The 19,538-nt window shown below is 63.7% G+C and carries 11 protein-coding genes and 1 pseudogene; 9 read left to right on the forward strand and 3 right to left on the reverse strand.

Annotation, left to right across the window (positions count from 1 at the left end; translation table 11 throughout):
• The first annotated feature begins 29 nt into the window (after nucleotides 1-29).
• The 5 genes and pseudogenes from LL964_RS09440 (at nucleotide 30) to LL964_RS09460 (ending at nucleotide 4,487) form a co-directional block, all read left to right on the forward strand.
• On the forward strand, nucleotides 30-914 hold the full coding sequence (locus LL964_RS09440) for a hypothetical protein (protein WP_228329415.1): 885 nt from the start codon (nucleotides 30-32) through the stop codon (nucleotides 912-914).
• Nucleotides 915-946: 32 nt separating this feature from the next.
• Complete coding sequence (locus LL964_RS09445; RefSeq protein WP_146092374.1) at nucleotides 947-1,267, forward strand: hypothetical protein; 321 nt, start codon at nucleotides 947-949, stop codon at nucleotides 1,265-1,267.
• A gap of 30 nt (nucleotides 1,268-1,297) precedes the next feature.
• Nucleotides 1,298-2,371 (forward strand): peptidoglycan-binding domain-containing protein, encoded by a 1,074-nt coding sequence (locus tag LL964_RS09450; RefSeq protein WP_228329416.1) that lies wholly within the window; start codon nucleotides 1,298-1,300, stop codon nucleotides 2,369-2,371.
• A gap of 82 nt (nucleotides 2,372-2,453) precedes the next feature.
• Nucleotides 2,454-2,690: pseudogene (locus LL964_RS09455) on the forward strand (type IV secretion system protein); the annotation flags it as partial.
• A gap of 180 nt (nucleotides 2,691-2,870) precedes the next feature.
• Nucleotides 2,871-4,487, forward strand: coding sequence for an alpha-glucosidase (locus LL964_RS09460; protein ID WP_104587572.1), 1,617 nt, complete (start codon nucleotides 2,871-2,873; stop codon nucleotides 4,485-4,487).
• 752 nt (nucleotides 4,488-5,239) lie between these two features.
• On the opposite strand, the gene LL964_RS09465 is transcribed toward LL964_RS09460, so the two are convergent.
• On the reverse strand, nucleotides 5,240-8,014 hold the full coding sequence (locus LL964_RS09465; RefSeq protein WP_104587571.1) for a TonB-dependent receptor: 2,775 nt from the start codon (nucleotides 8,012-8,014) through the stop codon (nucleotides 5,240-5,242).
• A gap of 308 nt (nucleotides 8,015-8,322) precedes the next feature.
• On the reverse strand, nucleotides 8,323-10,404 hold the full coding sequence (locus LL964_RS09470) for a glycoside hydrolase family 97 protein (RefSeq protein ID WP_104587650.1): 2,082 nt from the start codon (nucleotides 10,402-10,404) through the stop codon (nucleotides 8,323-8,325).
• 241 nt (nucleotides 10,405-10,645) lie between these two features.
• Here LL964_RS09470 and LL964_RS09475 point away from each other — a divergent pair, with 241 nt between their 5' ends.
• The 3 genes from LL964_RS09475 to LL964_RS09485 are packed head-to-tail and all read left to right on the forward strand — an operon-like array spanning nucleotide 10,646 to nucleotide 15,980.
• Nucleotides 10,646-12,832, forward strand: a complete 2,187-nt coding sequence (locus LL964_RS09475) for a glucosidase family protein (RefSeq protein ID WP_104587570.1) — start codon at nucleotides 10,646-10,648, stop codon at nucleotides 12,830-12,832.
• Nucleotides 12,829-14,307 (forward strand): MFS transporter, encoded by a 1,479-nt coding sequence (locus tag LL964_RS09480; protein ID WP_104587569.1) that lies wholly within the window; start codon nucleotides 12,829-12,831, stop codon nucleotides 14,305-14,307. Before LL964_RS09475 ends, LL964_RS09480 begins: the two co-directional genes overlap by 4 nt.
• A 47-nt stretch (nucleotides 14,308-14,354) precedes the next feature.
• Complete coding sequence (locus tag LL964_RS09485) at nucleotides 14,355-15,980, forward strand: alpha-amylase family glycosyl hydrolase (protein WP_167395341.1); 1,626 nt, start codon at nucleotides 14,355-14,357, stop codon at nucleotides 15,978-15,980.
• A 168-nt stretch (nucleotides 15,981-16,148) separates the two neighbouring features.
• On the opposite strand, the gene LL964_RS09490 is transcribed toward LL964_RS09485, so the two are convergent.
• The gene (locus tag LL964_RS09490; RefSeq protein ID WP_167395334.1) at nucleotides 16,149-17,270 is read right to left on the reverse strand and encodes a LacI family DNA-binding transcriptional regulator; all 1,122 of its coding nucleotides are present in this window, start codon (nucleotides 17,268-17,270) and stop codon (nucleotides 16,149-16,151) included.
• A gap of 321 nt (nucleotides 17,271-17,591) precedes the next feature.
• On the opposite strand from LL964_RS09490, the gene thrS reads away from it, so the two are divergent.
• On the forward strand, nucleotides 17,592-19,496 hold the full coding sequence (gene thrS, locus LL964_RS09495) for a threonine--tRNA ligase (RefSeq protein ID WP_005930235.1): 1,905 nt from the start codon (nucleotides 17,592-17,594) through the stop codon (nucleotides 19,494-19,496).
• The last annotated feature ends 42 nt before the right edge of the window (nucleotides 19,497-19,538 follow it).

Consider the following 19,538-nt stretch of genomic DNA (forward strand, 5'->3'; position numbering starts at 1 on the left):
CCTTCGTCCTCCGTAAGCATTGGGTATTCATGAGAATTGTACTCGACAAGCTGGGCGTGGATAAATATTTTTTTTCGAAGTGGTTCTTCAAAACTGCCTCTTTGTGTCCGTTGGTTCTGAGTGTTGCAGCCTGCACTCCTACTCCCCAGGGGAGTGCGCTACAGGAGCAATCTAGTTCCTCGGAAAGTGTCTCATCTGCAAGTTCCTCAAATGGACCTGTTAGTGCTCCTGGTAGTGGTCTCAGTAATGTTAATTTGAATTCGCTGGAAATTGAGAAAATAATAAAGAATGCAATGAATGTGGCGTACGGATCCAATAACTTCGATTCGTCACGAAATTGCTGGAAACACGAATTTCAGGCAGGTAGCGAATTACTGGATTACTGCATGATTGGCGCTGTCTCAAAGATTTTCACTGATGCTGATGGCACAAAGGTCTATGTGCAAGCACACAGCGATCCCCAAGCTGAAATTTATTCGCAAGTAGATCCTGGCCTGGAAGGTCTATTCGTTGCTGGTTTGGGCGATGACAAGAAGATCAAGATGCTGGCTGCAAAGCCAGCCATCGATACGGGACAGGCTGGCGATTGCGGTTGTCTCGATGCGAAGATTATCCAAGTTGGACCTGGTCGTTATGGTTGGCTTTCTACCGCCGGGAGCATTTGGCAAGGGGTCCAAGTGACGCGTTACTCGCTTCAGGTTCCCATCGGTAGCGAGATTCGTGAGGTGTCAGGTATACCGCGCGTGAGCGAAAACGCTCCTGGCGAGATTAATGGTTTGAACGTCAAGGCCGATGGGCAAGTAGTGGCAGGGATGTATCCCCTAGAGGTCACGCGTAAGCGCGGAGAGACCATGCTGGAGACCCGGCTTGTAGCTTATGATGAAGCGAAGGGGATTTATCCCTGGGATCCTTGAGTTATTTCCCAATTCGGATTAAGGAGGGCGTTATGGCAAGGATTGATGAGAGATGGGCTGAGCATCGACAAGAGTTGGTAGATGCTGCGCATGCCGCAGGTGTAGACCCGGGTGTGATGGTCAAGATTGCTGGATTTGAATCTGGATTCAATCCAGCTGCTAGGCCGGTTGCGATCAGCCATCCCGAGAACAATACAGTCAGGCAATTCGATGGTACCATGGCAGTCTCCTCTGCCTATGGATATGGCCAGTTTTTGAACAGCACTTGGCAGCAAATGATTAACACCTACGGCGAGAAGTACGGTGTTGAAAATGCGGGCAGCCTTACACGTTCTCAGGCAAATGCGCCTTAGCTTCGTCAAGATACACGACTGCAGGCTGCAATGTTGGCGGAATTCACCCGTGAAAACATCGATCGGGCTGCAAAGTATGGCGGTAAGGACATAGCGGCAAATGTTTACGCGATGCATAACCTTGGTACAGGAGATGGGCCTAAATTCCTGCAGGCAGTGCATGACAACCCAAATGGGAAAGTCAGCAGTGTCCTGAGTGCGGAGGTTATCAAAGGAAACTCATCCCTCTATGGTGATGGCAGTATCACGAATGCTGAAGCATATGCAGCCATGGGGCGCAAGATGGATCAGTATGCTGTCTACGCCAACAGTGTCAGTAACAGCTTGTCTGATCGTACGCCGACTGAGTCTACTCAAGCAGCTAGGCCAAGTCAGCCAGTTGAAGATGCGTCATCCAGGCACCATAGCAATCCTTCTCGACACGCCGGCACGTTAGAACAAGGCGAGCGCGGCGAGTCCGTGAAGCAGTTGCAGAACCAACTGACCCAGCTAGGCGCTGTAGGCCGCGATGGCAAGCCGCTGCAGGCCGATGGCGATTTCGGCAGCAATACCAAGTTTGCGGTGGAGCAATTCCAACGCACACATGGCCTGCAGGTCGATGGCGTAGTGGGAGGGCAGACACAGGCGGCACTTGGCAAAGCATTGGCGCAGCAGACGACCAAACAGCCCGAGCAGAGCAATACTCACGCTGCCTCGGCACCAGCCACATCGGGTTCTCCGTTGCTCTCCGATCCTCGCCACCCCGACAACGGCATGTTCGTCGGTGCGGTGGGCAAGCTGGAAGCCCTGGGCGAGCGCGGTGGCTTTGCTAACCGCAAGGAACTTGAACAGGCAGCGGGACAGCTAGTATTCGAGGCCAAGGTCAGCGGTCTGCAGCGCATCGACCATGTAGTGCCGAACAAGAGCGGTGACGGCTTCTTCGCGGTGCAGGGCGAGATGACCGACCCGGCGATGCGTCGTGTGTTCGTGGACCGCGATCAGGCGCAAGGACAATCGCTGGAACATAGCAGCCGTCAGGTCGCCGAGGAAAACCAGCGTCAGACAGCGCTGATGCAATCGCAGGCGCAGACACAACAGGCCGCTTCGCCTGCCATGTCGATGTAACGAGTTTTGCTTTTGTACGCTGAAGTAGTGCGCACGCCGAGGCCATCCCGATGGCCTCGGCCCTAGTCCTGAAAGCGGTAACTTGGCGCTGTGGATCTTCATCCAGGGCTACCGCATCGTGACCGGTCAGTCGCGCGAGGCGGCGATGGGGGTGGTGGTCACTGCGCTTCGTGCGGCGCTGATTATCGGGTTGGCGACCAGCATGGCGCAAGGCTCGGGCCGCTTGTATTGGACGATGACCGATGGGATCAGCGCGGCGATCACCAAAACGGTGACGGGCAGCTCGAAGAGTTTGTACAAGGCAATCGACAAGAACTTGTATCGCGTTCCGCTGCGGTCAGAGGGGCCGCGCTGCGATCACTGGCCGACGCTTGGTGATTTCTTTGCGACTGCAATGAATACGTATGCACGCGCGCACCCATGGGGTGCTGCGCCGCTAGGCTAACGGCCTTGGGCGGTGGCCGTGTTGGCTGCCCGCAGTGGCCCGGGAGGGGCGTGCATGTTGCAGACACCATGGTGGCGCGGGGCCGTCATCTATCAGATCTATCCGCGCAGTTTCCTTGATTCCAATGGCGATGGGGTGGGCGATCTGCCGGGCATCATCGCCAAGCTCGACTACATTGCCGGGCTGGGTGTGGATGCGATCTGGATCTCGCCGTTCTTCAAGTCGCCGATGGCCGACTTCGGCTACGACATTGCCGATTATCGCGAGGTGGATCCGTTGTTCGGGTCGCTGGCCGATTTCGATCGTCTGCTCGACAAGGCACATGCGCTGGGACTGAAGGTGATGATCGACCAGGTGTTGAGCCACACCTCGATCGAACACGCGTGGTTCCAGGAAAGCCGGCAGGACAAGACCAATGCGAAGGCGGATTGGTACGTGTGGGCCGATCCGCGCGAGGACGGCACGCCGCCCAACAACTGGCTGTCGTTGTTCGGCGGCGTGGCGTGGCAGTGGGAGCCGCGCCGCGAGCAGTACTATCTGCACAACTTCCTGGTGGATCAGCCAGACCTCAATTTTCATAACGCCGAGGTGCAGCAGGCGACCTTGGACAACGTGCGGTTCTGGTTGGATCGCGGGGTGGACGGCTTCCGCCTGGATGCGATCAACTTCTGTTTCCACGATGCCCAGCTGCGCGATAATCCCGCCAAGCCGGCCGACAAGCGGGTGGGACGTGGTTTCAGCGCGGACAACCCCTACGCCTATCAGTACCACTATTTCAACAATACGCAGCCAGAGAACTTGCTGTTCCTGGAGCGCCTGCGCGGGTTGCTCGATCGCTACCCGAATGCCGTGAGCCTGGGCGAGATCTCCTCGGAAGATTCGCTGGCGACCACGGCCGAATACACGGCCGCAGGCCGCCTGCACATGGGCTACAGCTTCGAGCTGTTGGTGCAGGACTACAGCGCGGCCTATATCCGCGAAACGGTGGGCCGGCTGGAAGCCACCATGCTGGAAGGGTGGCCGTGCTGGGCGATTTCCAATCATGATGTGGTGCGGGCGGTGACGCGGTGGGGCGGCGAGCATGCATCGCCGAGGTTTGCGCGGATGGTGGTGGCCCTGCTGTGCTCGCTGCGCGGTTCGGTCTGTCTGTACCAGGGCGAGGAGCTTGGGCTGGGCGAGGCGGACGTGGCCTTCGAGGATCTGCAGGACCCCTATGGCATCACATTCTGGCCGACCTTCAAGGGACGCGATGGGTGCCGTACGCCGATGCCATGGACCGATGCGCCATCTGCGGGTTTCAGCAGTGGCAAGCCGTGGCTGCCGCTGGCGGAGCCGCATCGGCTTGCGGCGGTGAGTGTGCAGCAAGGTGATGCGCAGTCCGTGCTGAGTGCTGTGCGGACGTTCCTGGCCTGGCGCAAAGGCATGCCGGCACTGCGCGAAGGGGCTATCACCTTCTACGACACCGCCGAGCCGGTGCTGATGTTCCGGCGTGAGCATGCGGGCCAGACCATGCTGTTGGCCTTCAATCTGTCTGTCGACATGGCCGAGATCGCGCTACCGGCGGGAGCGTGGGTACAGATCGATGTGCCAGGCGTCGCGCACGGGACGATCGCGAGTGGCCTCCTGCGCTTGCCTGGACACGCGGTCGTTTGCGCGATAGACGGGAACTGACAGCACCGAGCCACGTGCGGGGTGGCGTGATCGAGTGATGGTGGCGAGGCATTCCGTTGGGATGCATCGCTTTCTTGTACGGATTGCCGGGCTGGGGCTCGGTGCGCGCGTCGGAAGCTGTGCCCGGAAGGCGTTTTACTATGCGTCGCATGGTGTTGCCATCGAAGGGGACGGCAATGTCTCTGTTGTGGCCCGATCCAGCTACGGAAGCGGGTGTCTGCTGAGGCCGGCTGCGATAGCCGATACAGTGGCTCGCATGTCGCGGCGTACGCTGGGCACGGAAACGGTGAGCAGTGAGGATGTGTCGCCCTGCGCCTGCATCCATGTGAGCTAGAACGGCGAACAGGACATTGCAAGCAGTTGCCAGCTGGGTGTGGACGGTACGCCCAGAGGCGGAGGATACGAGTGGCAGGAGCCAGGTGCGAGCCGGTCGCGTCCGCCTGACGGCTTCGCAGTCCTTCGTCGGCCTTTCTTGTGGTGATTGTGTTACCCCGAGTAGCGGTGGCGCGCAAAAAGAAAAGCCGCCGGTTTTCGATCGGCGGCTTTTCAACGGGCGACATCTTGAGATTCTGGATCACGTCGCTTGTGTAGCATTGCGCGGACTGGATCGCAGGCCCTGCGGAAAGATCTACCGCGCGTTGAAGGCACGGAATCTCGGGCGCGGACGTGTTCTCCTGGAGGCCGTACCCTCACCCCAATCCCGCTCCCGGAGGGAGAGGGGCTAGAAGCCTGCTATCTGTTCCTGCAATGGCTCAGAACGTGTAATTCACACCCAATACGAACGTGCGGCCCCACTCGATGTATTCCAGCGGTCGGTCCTTGGTTTCTGCGTAGGTACGGTACGGCGAGTTGCTGAGGTTGCTGGCCTGCAGCAGCAGGGTCAGGCCGGACAGTCTGCTTCCTTCGCTGAAGTTGTAGCTGATCTGCGCGTCGGTGATGTTTTCGCCAACCACGTAGCGCAAGGTGCGGTTGCCGTTGAAATTGCCGATCTCGCCAATGAAGTCCGAGCGACGGCGTTGGCTGACGCGGGCCTCGAAGCCCTTGTGCTCGTAGTAGGCGGTGAGGTTGTAGACGCGCTCGGACAGGCCGGGCAGGCTGATTTCGCCGTCGCCTACGCTGGAGGCGCTTTCCGGGTCGCGGATCTTGACGTCGCTGTCGTTGAAGGTGGCGCTGGCCTGGATGCCGAAGCCTTCCAAAGGAGCGAAGATCAGATCCAGCGGTAGCGAGGCGGTGAGTTCGAGGCCACGCAAGGTGCCGCCCTTGCCATTGAACGGTGCGCTGAAGGTGCCGGTGGTCAGGACGGGGGCGGAGCCCGGCGGCGGCACGTAGCCGGCGACCAATGCGGAGAAATCGTAGTTGTCGCGGCTCTGGGTGTAGATGTAGCTCTTGAGATCCTTGTAGAAGAATGCCGCGGCCACGTAGGCGCGGTCGGCGAAGTACTTTTCGTAGGAGATGTCCAGGGCGTTGGCACGCCACGGGTCGAGCATCGGGTTGCCGCCGCTGGCGCCGGGGCGGCCAGTGGAGGTGTCGACACCGAATTCCAGCGATGCGCGCAATTGATCCACGCGGGGGCGCGCGACCTGCTTGGCCATTGCGAAACGCAGGGTCTGCTCGTATGGGAACTGGAACGCCAGGTTCAGGCTGGGCAGCCAGTCGCGATAGGTCTTGCCGTCGTCGATGGGTCGCACTTCGCTACCGGCCGGTTGCGAGGCATCCCAGTAATTGGCTCGCGAGGATTGATCGGCGCGTTGCAGCTGCACGCCGACGTTACCGCGCACGCCGACCACGCCCCACTCGGTGTCGATGTTGGCACGCAGCCAGGCGGTGGTGATTTTCTCTTCGACCGTCCAGGCCTTGGAGACCAGGAACGACGCGTCATCGCTGGGGTTGAACAGCATGTAGCGCGACACGGCGGCCGGCACATTCCAGGCGGGCAGCGAGCCGAGACCGGCGAAGCCGAGATTGACCGGCGCGTATTGCAGATCCGCTGCCACCGTGGCTTCGCCCTGCGCGCCCAGCGTGATGTTGCCTTCCGGCTGGGTTTTCTGCTTTTCGCGATTGGCGTAGTTGACGCCCACATCCAGATCCGAGAACCAGCTCAGCGCTTCAGGCATGGGGAAGCTGGCTTGCAGGCGTGCGCCTTTGAGCACGTCTTCCACGCTCGGCACCTTGCCATAGCCGGAGCCGTAGATGGTGTTGGTGAGGAACAGCTCGCCAGGGTTCGAGTAGTTCATGCCCGGTGTCAGCTGCGAGAAGCCGTTGCCGACGACCGACACACCCACCGTGTCCAGTTGCGGCATGGGAGCACGCTGCAGATTGTTTTCCAAGTTCAGTTCGTCGCGAGTGGCCTTGGAGTAATTCACGTCGGCGACGATCTTGACGGCGCCGGCGACGATCTCGTTGTTCCAGCCGAAGGCGTCGATCTGGTCTTCGCGTTTGTTGTACATGCCTCGGACCAGCGGGTAGACGCCGCTGGCCGTGCCGCCCATGAAGCTGCCGTTGTCGTTGACCCGCACATTGGTGATGTTCAAGCCGGGCGTGTAGCCTCCGTTGTAATTGCTCAGGTTGAGCTCGAACTGGTTGGCGGTGTCGATCTGCTCGGCTTCGGTGTGGAAGGCATCGAGCGTGCTGGTCCAGGCATTGGACGGGCGGTACTGCAGCGTGGCCATGACGCCGTCGCGCTTCTGATTGCCGGTGCGGCGCAGTGCCTTGATGCCGTCGGAGAAATACACGCCGTCGGCGACGCCTGGCCGTTGGCGTTGCGCATTGACCGGTTGCCAGGGTTCGTACAGGCCGACCTGGTTTTCCTGGATCGGCATGTCGGTGTGCGCGTAGCCGATGGTCAGGCCGATGGTGCGGTCGGCGAACTGGTCGATGTAGCTGACATTGAAGCGGTTGCCGTATGGATCGACGTTGGCGGCCTTGCCCAGCGAATTGCGCTGGTAGCGGCCGCCGATGGCGATGACGCGTTCGTTGTAGCTGAGCGGGCGCGCGGTCTGCATGTCCACCGTACCCGACAGGCCCTGGCCGACCAGGCCGGCATCGGGCGTCTTGTAGACAGTGACGCCACTGACCAGTTCGGATGGATACTGGTCGAATTCCACGCTGCGATTGTCACCGGTGCTGACCACTTCGCGCCCGTTGAGCAGGGTGGTGGAGAAGTCCGGCGACAGGCCGCGCACGCTGATCACCTGCGCGCGGCCAGCAACGCGCTGCGCGGCCAGGCCGGGCAGGCGCGCCAGCGATTCGGCGATGCTGACGTCGGGCAGGCGGCCGATGTCTTCGGCGGAGATGGCTTCCACGATCGAGGTGGAATCGCGCTTGACCGAAATGGCGCCTTCGATCGCGCGGCGCAGGCCGGTGACCTGGACCTTGTCCAGCTCGGTGACGTCACCGTTGGCCGGCGTGGATGCGGTCTGTGCGGTGGTGGTCGGTTGTGCAGACGCTGCCGATTGCGCAGCAGCCAATGTGGGTGCCATGGCGACGGCCAGGGCGATACTCAGCGCGGAGCGCTTGTGCTTCAACATTTTCCCCTCCCAGGTACATGTTGTTCTTTGAGTTTTGATCCGGCAGATGCCTGAAGATGCTGCGCCGTGCAGGGCATGGCGACTGCAACGTATGGTAGACAGCGCATCTGGTTGCTGACGGTTGCTGCATACGTATTCAACCGCCCCGATGGCGTTGAAATCGATTCCATGCATGCCTTTCCGTCGAGGTGTGCCGCCTGCCGCGGGGCGCCGCGCTGGTGAGGCGCATCATCCGCAGCGGTGCGGTTCCACTGCGGTGTGCAATCGTTCGCGGCGACCATGGGTGCGGGCCGCCACCGCGACGGTGCTCAGCGGGCGCGAGTGATCGGCACGAAGCGGATCGCCTGCCCGCCGCCCGGTGCCAGCCGCAACTCCAGGGTGTCGCTGCTGCCGACCTGACGCTCTTCGCGCACGAAGGCGAACGGGTTGCTCACATAGTCGGCGCCATCGCCATCACGATAGATCTGCGCGGTATAGCGCACGCCCGGTTCGAGGAATCCCAGCGGCACCTGCAGCAGGCGGCCATGTTCGTCGGTGATGCTGCCCAGGAACCATTCGCGGCTGTGCCGGTCCTTGCGCGCGATGGTGACGTAGTCACCCACCTCTCCATTCAACGCACGGGTCTGGTCCCAATCCACCGCCACGTCTTCGATGAAGCGGAAGGCGTCGCGGTGCTGCAGATAATGCTCGGGCAGGTCGGCGGCCATCTGGATCGGGCTGTAGAGCGTCACGTACAGAGCGAGCTGGCGTGCGAGGGTGCTGGGAATCGGCTGGCCGTTGCGGCCCTTCAGGCTGACGATACCCGGCGTGTAATCCATCGGCCCGGCCAGCATCCGGGTAAACACCAGGTTGACCTCGTGCTCGGGCGGATTGGGCGGCTGGCCCCAGGCGTTGTATTCCATGCCGCGCGCGCCTTCGCGCGAAATCCAGTTGGGATAGGTGCGGCGCAGGCCGGTGTCCTTGATCGGTTCGTGCGCATTGACCGCGATATGCCGCTCGGCGGCTTCGCGCACCACGCGCAGGTGATGGCGGGCCATCCATTGGCCGTCGTGCCATTCGCGCAGCGGCGTACCGCCGTTCGGATTGCGTCGCTCCACCTGGCCGTCGTCGCAGACATAGCCGGTCTTGACCGAATCCACGCCGAAACGTGCGTACAGGTCCATCGCCTCGGCGATCTGGTCTTCGTAGTGGTCCACCGCGCACCCCGTTTCATGATGGCCGATCAGATGCACGCCCCTGCCGGCGGCGTACTTGCTCAACGCCGGCAGATCGAAATCCGGCGTGGGTTTGGTGAAGTCGAAGCTGCCGCCATTGCCGAACCATTCGCCGTCCCAGCCTGGATTCCAGCCTTCGACCAGTACACCGCGGAAGCCGTGTGCAGCGGCGAAATCGATGTAGCGTCGTGTCGTGGCCGTGGTTGCCGCATGCTTGGGGCCGGTGGCCCAGGTCTGCTGGTTGAGGTGCATCGACCACCACACGCCGACATATTTGGAGGGCTTGACCCAGTCCACATTGCCCAGCGCGTTGGGCTCGTTGAGGTTGAGGATCAGGTTGGATTCCACCAGGCCGATGGCCTGGTCGGCGATCTGCAGCGCGCGCCACGGCGTATCGAAGGGCAGGGCACGGCGGACCTTCCAGCCTTCGGCGGCCGGGGACAATTGCGCGCGCAGGCGCTGGTCGTCGCTGCGGCGCAGCCACACGCCGGCGTAGTCCACCAGTGCCGCCTCGTGCAGCGCGATATGCAAGCCGCTGTCGGTACGTAGCGTGAGCGGCGTATGCGCCAGGGTGAGCTGATTCAGTGGCGTGCGGCTGTAGAGATACTCGTAATGGATCGGTTCGCCCGCCGGAATCCACCATGCCTGCGCCTGCTGGGCGATGGCGAACTCGGTGAGTTCGTCGTCGATGATCGCCTCGCGCAGGCCGGCTTGTTCGGGGAAGTGATAGCGCAGGCCCAGGCCGTCGTCGTAGACGCGGAAGACCACCTCGAAGCTGCGCCGCGCGCCGTCGCGCTCGCCCAGACGCACGCGCAATTCGTTGTAGTGATTGCGGATCAGACGTGCTTCGCCCCAGGGTTGCTCCCAGGTGTCGTCGTGACTCTGGCGTGCCTGCGCGAGCACCGTCAATCCGCGGTCCAGGCGTCCGTCGTGCAGGTTGAACCCCAGTCGTGAGCGTTGCAGTACCGGCTGGCCCAGGCGTTGCACGCGGTAGTACGGCGTACCGCCGTCCAGTTCCAGGGTCACCTGCAGGATCTTGCCCGGTGAGGCGACGTCGATGGTGGTGACCTCGGCCTGTGCCAGCGGCGACATGCCTGCAGCGCAGGCCAGCACGAGCAGACGCGCGATCCAGTGTGCGCGCAGCGTCGAGCGTGCTCGACATGGAAACAGCGGCATTTCCACTCCCAAGGTGGCCGGTGCGTAAGCGGAGACTATGCAGCGCTGCGCCAGCGCGGGGCCGTGATGCACGATCACGAATGCCATGAATACGTATGCAGGGATGCGGAACGGCAAGTCACACGTCTACCATGGCTGACGGCACCTGGGAGGGTCCGCGGCCGTGGCGCATCCGTGCCACGCACCACAACGCGTGCAACGAGGGAGGAAGGCCTACGGTGCAAGCCGTTTCGCCGCTTCGATGCTGAAGATGATCTGCATGGCTGCGACGCTGAGCGTTGCGGCAAGCTCGCCGGTATTGGCCGACGAGCTGGAATTTCAGGGGCGCCGCGCGCAGGCACAGGCGCTGGACGATGGTGGTTTCGTGCTGCGGTGGCCACAAGGCGAGCGCCGCATTGCCGCACAGCCGATGCGCACGCATACCGCCAGCCCGATGTTCGATGCCTTGTTTGCGCTGGCACAGCAGGAGATGGCCGACGACCGCGTCGAGGCGATCCGCGATCCGGCCTTCAACGCCGGCAAGCCGGTGCCGTGCAGATGTTTCGAAACCGGCGAGCGCTGGCCATACGTGTGGACGCGCGATGTGAGTTTCGCCGCCGATCTGGCGCTGGGGCGGCTGGAACCGGAGCGCACGCGTAACTCCTTGCGCTTCAAGCTCTCCACCGCGCGCGACGGCCGTACGCCCGGCCTGTTCGTGGCGCAGGACACCGGCTCCGGTGGCAGCTGGCCGATCAGCAGCGACCGGGTGGTGTGGTTCCTGGCCGCGCGTGGCCTACTGGACGATCAGTCCTTCGCCGACGAGGTATGGCAGGCGCTGCAGGCCACCCTCGCGCAGGATCGCGACGCGGTGTTCGATGCGCGCATCGGCCTCTACCGTGGTGAAACCTCGTTTCTGGACTGGCGCGAGCAGACCTACCCGGACTGGACGCGTCAGGACGTGCGCTTCATCGCCGAGTCCTTCGCGCTGTCGACCAATGTGCTGCATTACCAGGCGCTGCGCCTGGCCGAACAGATGGCAGGCCAGCGCGGCGACGCACGCGCCGCGGAGTACGCGCAGTGGGCCGATGCGCTGCGTCTGGCCATCGATGCGCGATTCTGGGATGCGCAACGCCAGCAGTATGTGAGTTACCTGGGCAGTGCCGCGCATCCGGTGCGTTATGCCAAGGTCGATCTGCTGGGTCTGTCGCTGGGCGTGCTGGCCGAGGTGTTTCCGGCCGAACGTGCGCGCCTGGCGCTGCGCAACTACCCGGTGGTGGCCGGTGGCAGCCCGGTGGTATGGCCGCAGGAGGCCGCGCAGCCCATCTACCACAACCGCGCCATCTGGCCATTCGTCAGCGCCTACGCGCTGCGCGCATCGCGTGCGCTGGAGGATGCGCCGCGCATCGCGCTGGAACTGCAGTCGTTGATGCGTGGGGCCGCATTGGCTGGCTCCAACATGGAGAACTACGAGATGCACAGCCTGGCCGTGTACGTGGAAGAAGGCGCGCGCAGCGGCCCGGTGGTGAATTCGCCGCGCCAGCTGTGGTCGGTGGCGGGCTATCTGTCTGCCGTGCTGGAAGGCGTGTTCGGCCTGTCTGCCGATGGCAGTGTCACCCCGAAGTTGCCGCGCAGCCTGGTGCCGCTGCTGTTCGGCGAGCGCGAGCAGATCGTGCTGGAGCAGGGCGCGCGGCGGTATGTGCTGCAGCGTCCGTCCGATGAGCAGGGCGAGTTGCTGGTGGCCGGGCGTGTCGAGCAGCAAGGCCAGTCCACGCAGGTGCAGCTGGTTGGTCGCAAGGCCGACCTGACGGCGCCGCCGCAGCCGGCGCAGGTATTCGCGCCGGCAACACCGATGCCGCCCGAGGTGCAGGAGCACGCCAATCGGTATCGAGTTGCGATTCCCGCCGGCACCACGCTTTACATGGATGGGCAAGCCCTCAATGCCAAAGGCCACTACGCGTTGCCAGACGACGGTCTGCAGCATGTCCTCAGCCTCACCCGGCGCGTGGATGGCCTGGAGTCGCTGCATAGCGCCTCGCTGACGCTTGGCTCATCGCAGAGCCTGCGCGGCAGCCAGACCTGGCGGTGGCAAGCCGTGCACACGGGACGGTATCGCGTGCTGTTGCGTTATCGCAACGATAATGGCCCGATCAATACCGGCGTCACCGCTGCGGTGAAGCGGCTGGTGCTGGAGTGCCCCGGCAAGCCGCCGCAGTCGCAGTTCATCGTGATGCCGCATAGCGTGAGCGAGCAGCTGTCCACCCAGGTGAGCTTCGATGCAGTGGCGGGGCAGGCCTGCACGTTTCGCCTGGAGGATGGCTTCAACATGAGCGCCCTGGACCATTCCGCGCAATACAACGGCGGCCGTGGTGGTCGCGATGGCGTGGTCAATGCAGCGCAGGTGAGTGCGTTGCTGATCGGGCCGGCAGCCGACGCGGAGGCCGCGCCATGACCGCCAAGCCACGCTTGAATTTCTGGCAGATCTGGAACATGTGCTTCGGCTTTCTCGGCATCCAGTTCGGGTTCGCACTGCAGAATGCGAATGCCAGCCGCATCTTCCAGAGCCTGGGCGCGCAGGTCGACGATGTGCCGGGTCTGTGGATCGCCGCACCGCTGACCGGGCTGATCGTGCAGCCCATCATCGGCTATCTGTCCGACCGCACCTGGACCTCCTGGGGCCGTCGGCGTCCCTATTTCATGGTCGGAGCGGTCTTCACCACACTTGCCCTGCTGGTGATGCCCAACGCCCCGCTGCTGTGGATCGCCGCCGGCACGCTGTGGGTGCTGGATGCCTCGATCAACATCTCGATGGAACCGTTCCGCGCCCTGGTTGGCGACCAGCTGCCACCGGCGCAGCGGCCCACCGGCTATGCGATGCAGAGTTTCTTCATCGGCATCGGCGCGATCGTGGCCAGCTTGCTGCCCTGGTTGCTGGCCCAATGGGGCGTGGCCAACACCGCGCCCGCCGGGCAGCTGCCCGACAGCGTGCGCTATGCGTTCTACCTGGGCGCGGCGGTGCTGTTCCTGTCGATCGGGTGGACGGTGCTGCGCACCCGCGAATACAGCCCGCGCCAGCTGGCCGCCTTCGACGATGCGCATCCGCCTGCCGTCACCGTGACGATGACCGGTGTGCTGCCGTCGCCCATGGTCAGTGCGGTGTGGTGCGGCGCTGGCATCCTGATGGCGATGGCCATCGCCTGGCACCAGGGCGACCGCATGCTGTATGTGCTCGCCGGCCTGTGCATCGCCTACGGCGCACTGCTGGCGCTGGCGCGGGTGCTGCCGGCGGGCAGCATGCTGGTGGCGATCGTGCAGGATGTGCGCAGCATGCCGAGCACGATGCGCCGGCTGGCCTGGGTGCAGTTCTTTTCCTGGTTCGCCCTGTTCGCGATGTGGATCTACACCACCGCTGCGGTGACCCAGGTGCATTTCGGCACCACCGATACCGCATCGGCCGCGTACAACGATGGCGCCAACTGGGTGGGGGTGTTGTTCGGTGCCTACAACGGTTTCGCGGCGCTGGCGGCGCTGGTCATCCCGTTACTGGTACGCGCGATCGGGCTGCGCTGGAGCCATCTGTGCAATCTGTGGCTGGGCGCGGCCGGCCTGTTGTCGATGGTGGTGATCCGCGACTCGCACTGGTTGCTGCTGTCGATGCTGGGCGTGGGCTTCGCCTGGGCCTCGATCCTGTCGCTGCCCTACGCCTTGCTGTCTGACAGCGTGCCCGTCGCCAAGATGGGCGTGTACATGGGTATCTTCAATTTCTTCATCGTGATTCCGCAGTTGGTTGCCGCCAGCGCACTGGGCTTCGTGCTCCGCGCGTGGCTGGGCGGGCAGCCGATCCATGCGTTGGCCATCGGCGGGCTCAGTCTGCTGATTGCAGGCGTGTGCGTGGTGCGGGTTCCAGTCGCCTCTGGAGGGCAGTGATGCGCAGTGCGATGTACGTAGCGTTGACGATGTACGCAGGCGCGGCGATGGCGGCGCCCGCGGCGAAGGAGTACTACGGCACGCTGGAGCCGTTTGCCGCCGATGCGGTGTATTTCGTGGTGACCGACCGTTTCGTCAATGGCGATACCGGCAACGACCAGCGCGAGCAGGGCGGGGCGCACCGCAGCTTCGATGTGCCCACGCCCTGCGCCGATGGCAGCGACGACAACATCGGCTATCTCGGGGGTGACTTCAAGGGCATCGTCGAGCACGCCGATTACATCCGCGGCCTGGGATTCGGCGCGGTGTGGATCACACCCATCGTCGACAATCCTGATCAAGCGTTTACCGGTGGCAAGCCGATCACCTGCGACAGCACGCTCAGCGATCATGGCAAGACCGGCTACCACGGCTACTGGGGCGTCAACTTCTACACGCTCGACGAGCATCTGCCCAGCCCGGGCCTGGATTTCGCCGGCTTCACCCGCGCCATGCACGCCCGCAAGCTGAAGGTCGTGTTGGACATCGTGGGCAACCATGGGTCGCCGGCCTACACCATGCCGCAGCCGCAGCCGGGGTTCGGCAAGCTCTACGATGCGCAGGGGCGCTTGGTCGCCGACCACCAGAATCTTCCGCCCGCGCAGCTGGACCCGCGGCACAACCCGCTGCATGCGTTCTACAACACCAGCGGCGGGCTGGCGGAACTGTCCGACCTCGACGAGAACAATCCGGCCGTACTCGACTATCTGGCCGGTGCGTATCTGCAGTGGATGGAGCAGGGCGCCGATGCGTTCCGCATCGATACCATCGGCTGGATGCCGGATCGTTTCTGGCATGCCTTCGTGGCGCGCATCCGCGAAAAGCGCCCGGGCTTTTTCATGTTCGGCGAAGCCTTCGATTACGACGCCGACAAGATCGCCGGGCATACCTGGGCCCGCAACGCTGGCGTCAGCGTGCTGGATTTTCCGTTGAAGCAGCAGCTGTCTGCAGTCTTCGGCCGAGAGCAGGCGGGCTTCGAGAAGCTCGCCAAGCCGCTGTTCCTGCGCCAGGGACCGTATGCGAATCCCTACGAGCTGATGAGCTTCTACGACAACCACGACATGGCGCGGCTGGATGCCAGCGATAGCGGCTTCATCGATGCGCACAACTGGCTGTTCACTGCGCGCGGCATCCCGGTGATCTACTATGGTTCGGAAACCGGCTTCATGCGCGGGCGCGCCGAGCATGCCGGCAACCGCAATTACTTCGGTGTAGAGCGCATCCGCACGGCGCCGCAGAGCCCGATCTTCGGGCCGTTGCAGCAAATCGCCCGGCTGCGTCGCGACACGCCGGCCCTGCAGCGCGGCGTACAGGTCGATATCGCCCTGCGCGGAGAGCAGGCTGCGTTTTTGCGCGTGTATCAGCATGCCGGCACGACCCAGACGGCTTTGGTGTTGCTCAACAAGGGCGATGCGGCAGCCAGCATCGAGGTCAAGCGTCTGCTGCAATCCGGTACCTGGCGCGATGCGGTCAGCGGCGAGCGATTGCAGGTGCAGAGGCGGCTGGTCGCGCAGGTGCCGGCGCATGGCGTACGCGTGCTGCTATCGGATGCACCGATCACCGATCCCGCATTGCGCAAGCAACTCGACGCGCAGATGGCCGACCAAGCCGCCCGCGACGCCCGTAATCTGTAGGGGCGTCCACCCGCACGCGATGGGGCATCACCGGTATCGGCAACGCCTCGTCGCGGCCGGGTCCGCTCCTGCAACGCAATCAGCAGTTCGCCACCGATCGCAGCACACCGTGCATGCTGTCCCGAATCCCGAATCCCGAATCCCGAATCCCGAATCCCGAATCCCGACTCAGCGCCTGGCAGCGCCATCCGCCGCCAGGCCGGCGACCGCCTCACTGGTTTCCAAGCCGGGCGGACTCCATCCCAGCGGCGGCTGCAAGCCGTTGCTGCGCGAGGAATCGCGCACCGCCAGCTTCACCGGAATCGTGCGGCTCTGCGCCGCTTCGCCGCGGATCAACGCCACCAGGCTTTCCACCAGCAGCGTGCCGGCCTGCTTGGTGTCCTGCTGCACCGTGGACAGGGCCGGCGCCACCGATGCGGCGAGTGCGATGTCGTCGAAGCCGCTGACCGCCACGTCCTGTGGCACGCGCAGGCCGCGTTCGCGCAGGGCGCGCATCGCGCCGATCGCGATCAAGTCGCTGGCGGCGCACACCGCATCGAAGGCCTGGCCGCTGTCGAGCAAGGCCAGGCATGCCGCATAGCCGGACGATTCGGTGGTGATCGCATCGAACTGCAGGCCCGCCTCGGCGGCCAGCGCGTGCTGCGCCAGCGCGGCGGCATAGCCCCGGTAGCGTTCTTCGAACTCGGGGTAGTGGTTGGAGGCGTGGCCGAGGAAGGCAACGCGCCGGCATCCCTGCGCCAGCAGGTGCTCGGTAATGTCCAGCCCGCCCTGGTAGTTGTCGCTGCCGATCGAAATGCCCGGCTGGCCCGGCAGCGCCGCGCCCCAGCGCACGAAGTGTGTGCCTTGCTCCACCAGCAGCTGCAGCCGTTGGCGTGACTCCTGGTAGTCGCCGTAGCCCAGCAGGATGATGCCGTCGGCCTTGTTGCTGTCTTCGTAGTCGGCCTGCCAGTCCTTGGACAGCTGCTGGAACGACACCAGCAGGTCGTAGCCCTGCAGCGCGCAGGCGCGGGTGATCGAGCCCAGCATCGAATGGAAGAACGGATTGATCAGCGAATCGTCGGCGGTGGGGTCTTCGAAGAACAGCAGCGCCAGCGTGCCGGCATTGCGTAGCCGTAGCGAGGAGGCGTTCTTGTCGACCTTGTAGTTCAGCTCGCGGGCGATGCGCAGGATGCGCTTGCGGGTTTCCTCGTTGACCATCGGGCTGCCGCGCAGGGCGCGCGATACGGTCGGCTGCGACACGCCGGCCAGGTAGGCGATATCCAGCGAGGTGGCTTTACCCTTGATGGTCATGGTCGGCAGCGGCAGGACGGGTGGCCGGCATCATGCCATGCGCCTGCCGGTACCGTGCCGCCCCACGCAGCGGCCGGCTGATTGGTTTACCATTCACGCCCGAGACCCCTTGCGAGAAGGTGGCCCGCGCCCCGCGCCGGCCGAGCGTGCGACATGAGCACTACCACCGCCCACCGCTGATCCCGACCGGCGCCCGTGTCCGTGGCGCCCGCGACGCGGTCTTCCGCATGACCTTTCCCGCTTCTCCCGAGCCTGTCCAGCAATGGTCAGGCCTCCCATGGCAGCCGCCGGCTGCAGCCAGACCAGACCTCATTCTTGCCCATGATCAACATCACGCTCCCCGACGGCAGCCGCCGCGAATTCGAATCCCCCGTCTCGGTGATGCAGGTCGCCCAGTCGATCGGCGCCGGCCTGGCCAAGGCCACCATCGCCGGCCAGGTGGACGGCCAGCTGGTCGACGCCAGCGACGTCATCGACCATGACGCCAGCCTGCGCATCATCACCGCCAAGGACGCCGAAGGCGTGGAGATCATCCGCCACTCCTGCGCCCACCTGGTCGGGCACGCGGTCAAGCAGCTGTACCCGGAGGTCAAGATGGTGATCGGCCCGGTCATCGCCGAAGGCTTCTATTACGACATCTACAGCGAACGCCCGTTCACACCCGAGGACATGGCCGCGATCGAGCAGCGCATGCAGGAACTGATCGCGCAGGACTACGACGTGATCAAGAAGGTCACCCCGCGTGCGGAGGTGATCGAGGTCTTCGCCCAGCGCGGCGAGGAGTACAAGCTGCGCCTGATCGAGGACATGTCCGAGGACATCACCGCGATGGGCCTTTACTACCACCAGGAGTACGTGGACATGTGCCGCGGCCCGCACGTGCCCAACACCCGCTTCCTCAAGGCCTTCAAGCTGACCCGCATCTCCGGCGCCTACTGGCGCGGCGATGCCAAGAACGAGCAGCTGCAGCGCATCTACGGCACCGCCTGGGCCGACAAGAAGCAGCTCGATGCCTACATCCTGCGCATGGAAGAAGCCGACAAGCGCGACCATCGCCGCATCGGCAAGGCGCAGGATCTGTTCCACCTGCAGGAAGAGGCGCCCGGCCTGGTGTTCTGGCACCCCAAGGGGTGGTCGCTGTGGCAGGTGGTCGAGCAGTACATGCGCAAGGTCTATCGCGATAGCGGCTACGGCGAAGTGCGCTGCCCGCAGATCCTGGACGTGTCGCTGTGGCAGAAATCCGGCCACTGGGACAACTACCAGGACGCGATGTTCTTCACCGAATCGGAAAAGCGCACCTACGCGGTCAAGCCGATGAACTGCCCCGGCCACGTGCAGGTGTTCAACCAGGGCCTGCACAGCTACCGCGACCTGCCGATCCGCTACGGCGAGTTCGGCGCCTGCCACCGCAACGAGCCCTCCGGCGCGCTGCACGGCATCCTGCGCGTGCGCGGCTTCACCCAGGACGACGGGCACGTGTTCTGCCTGGAATCGCAGATCGAATCCGAAGTCACCGCCTTCCACCAGCAGGCGCTGGCGGTCTATACCGCGTTTGGCTTCGACGACATCCAGATCAAGATCGCGCTGCGCCCGGAAAAGCGCCTGGGCGACGACGCCACCTGGGACAAGGCCGAAGCCGCGCTACGCAGCGCGCTGGGCGTGTGTGGGGTGGAGTGGCAGGAGCTGCCGGGCGAGGGCGCCTTCTACGGCCCCAAGATCGAATACCACCTCAAGGACGCCATCGGCCGCACCTGGCAGTTGGGCACGATGCAGGTCGATTTCATGATGCCGGGCCGCCTCGGCGCCGAGTACGTGGACGAGAACAGCCAGAAGAAGCATCCGGTCATGCTGCACCGGGCCATCGTGGGCTCGATGGAGCGTTTCATCGGCATCCTGATCGAACACCACGCCGGCGCCTTCCCGTCCTGGCTGGCTCCGGTCCAGGTCGTTGTCGCCAACATCACCGACGCTCAGGCCGAATATGTGGACTCGGTTCGGAAAACCCTTGCAAATCAAGGCTTCCGTGTCAGCGCCGATTTGCGTAACGAGAAGATCGGTTATAAGATCCGCGAGCATACGCTGCAACGCGTGCCGTATCTGCTCGTGGTCGGCGACCGCGAGAAGGAAAATGGCGCCGTGGCCGTGCGGACGCGATCGGGCGAAGACCTTGGAACCATGACGGTTTCGGCCTTCATCGAGCGGCTGCAGGCAGAACAGGCAGCGTGAGCCAACCCCGGCCGGTCTGGATGATCCGGATGAGCCGGTTCG

The organism is Xanthomonas melonis (genome assembly GCF_020783655.1).
Classification (GTDB): Bacteria; Pseudomonadota; Gammaproteobacteria; order Xanthomonadales; family Xanthomonadaceae; genus Xanthomonas; species Xanthomonas melonis.

Coding starts and splice junctions, on each gene's coding strand:
- LL964_RS09480 (WP_104587569.1), top strand. CDS start 12,829: ATGACCGCCAAGCCACGCTTGAATTTCTGGCAGATCTGGAACATGTGC.
- LL964_RS09460 (WP_104587572.1), top strand. CDS start 2,871: ATGTTGCAGACACCATGGTGGCGCGGGGCCGTCATCTATCAGATCTAT.
- LL964_RS09465 (WP_104587571.1), bottom strand. CDS start 8,014: ATGTTGAAGCACAAGCGCTCCGCGCTGAGTATCGCCCTGGCCGTCGCC.
- LL964_RS09490 (WP_167395334.1), bottom strand. CDS start 17,270: ATGACCATCAAGGGTAAAGCCACCTCGCTGGATATCGCCTACCTGGCC.
- LL964_RS09475 (WP_104587570.1), top strand. CDS start 10,646: ATGCTGAAGATGATCTGCATGGCTGCGACGCTGAGCGTTGCGGCAAGC.
- thrS (WP_005930235.1), top strand. CDS start 17,592: ATGATCAACATCACGCTCCCCGACGGCAGCCGCCGCGAATTCGAATCC.
- LL964_RS09445 (WP_146092374.1), top strand. CDS start 947: ATGGCAAGGATTGATGAGAGATGGGCTGAGCATCGACAAGAGTTGGTA.
- LL964_RS09485 (WP_167395341.1), top strand. CDS start 14,355: ATGGCGGCGCCCGCGGCGAAGGAGTACTACGGCACGCTGGAGCCGTTT.
- LL964_RS09450 (WP_228329416.1), top strand. CDS start 1,298: ATGTTGGCGGAATTCACCCGTGAAAACATCGATCGGGCTGCAAAGTAT.
- LL964_RS09440 (WP_228329415.1), top strand. CDS start 30: ATGAGAATTGTACTCGACAAGCTGGGCGTGGATAAATATTTTTTTTCG.
- LL964_RS09470 (WP_104587650.1), bottom strand. CDS start 10,404: ATGCCGCTGTTTCCATGTCGAGCACGCTCGACGCTGCGCGCACACTGG.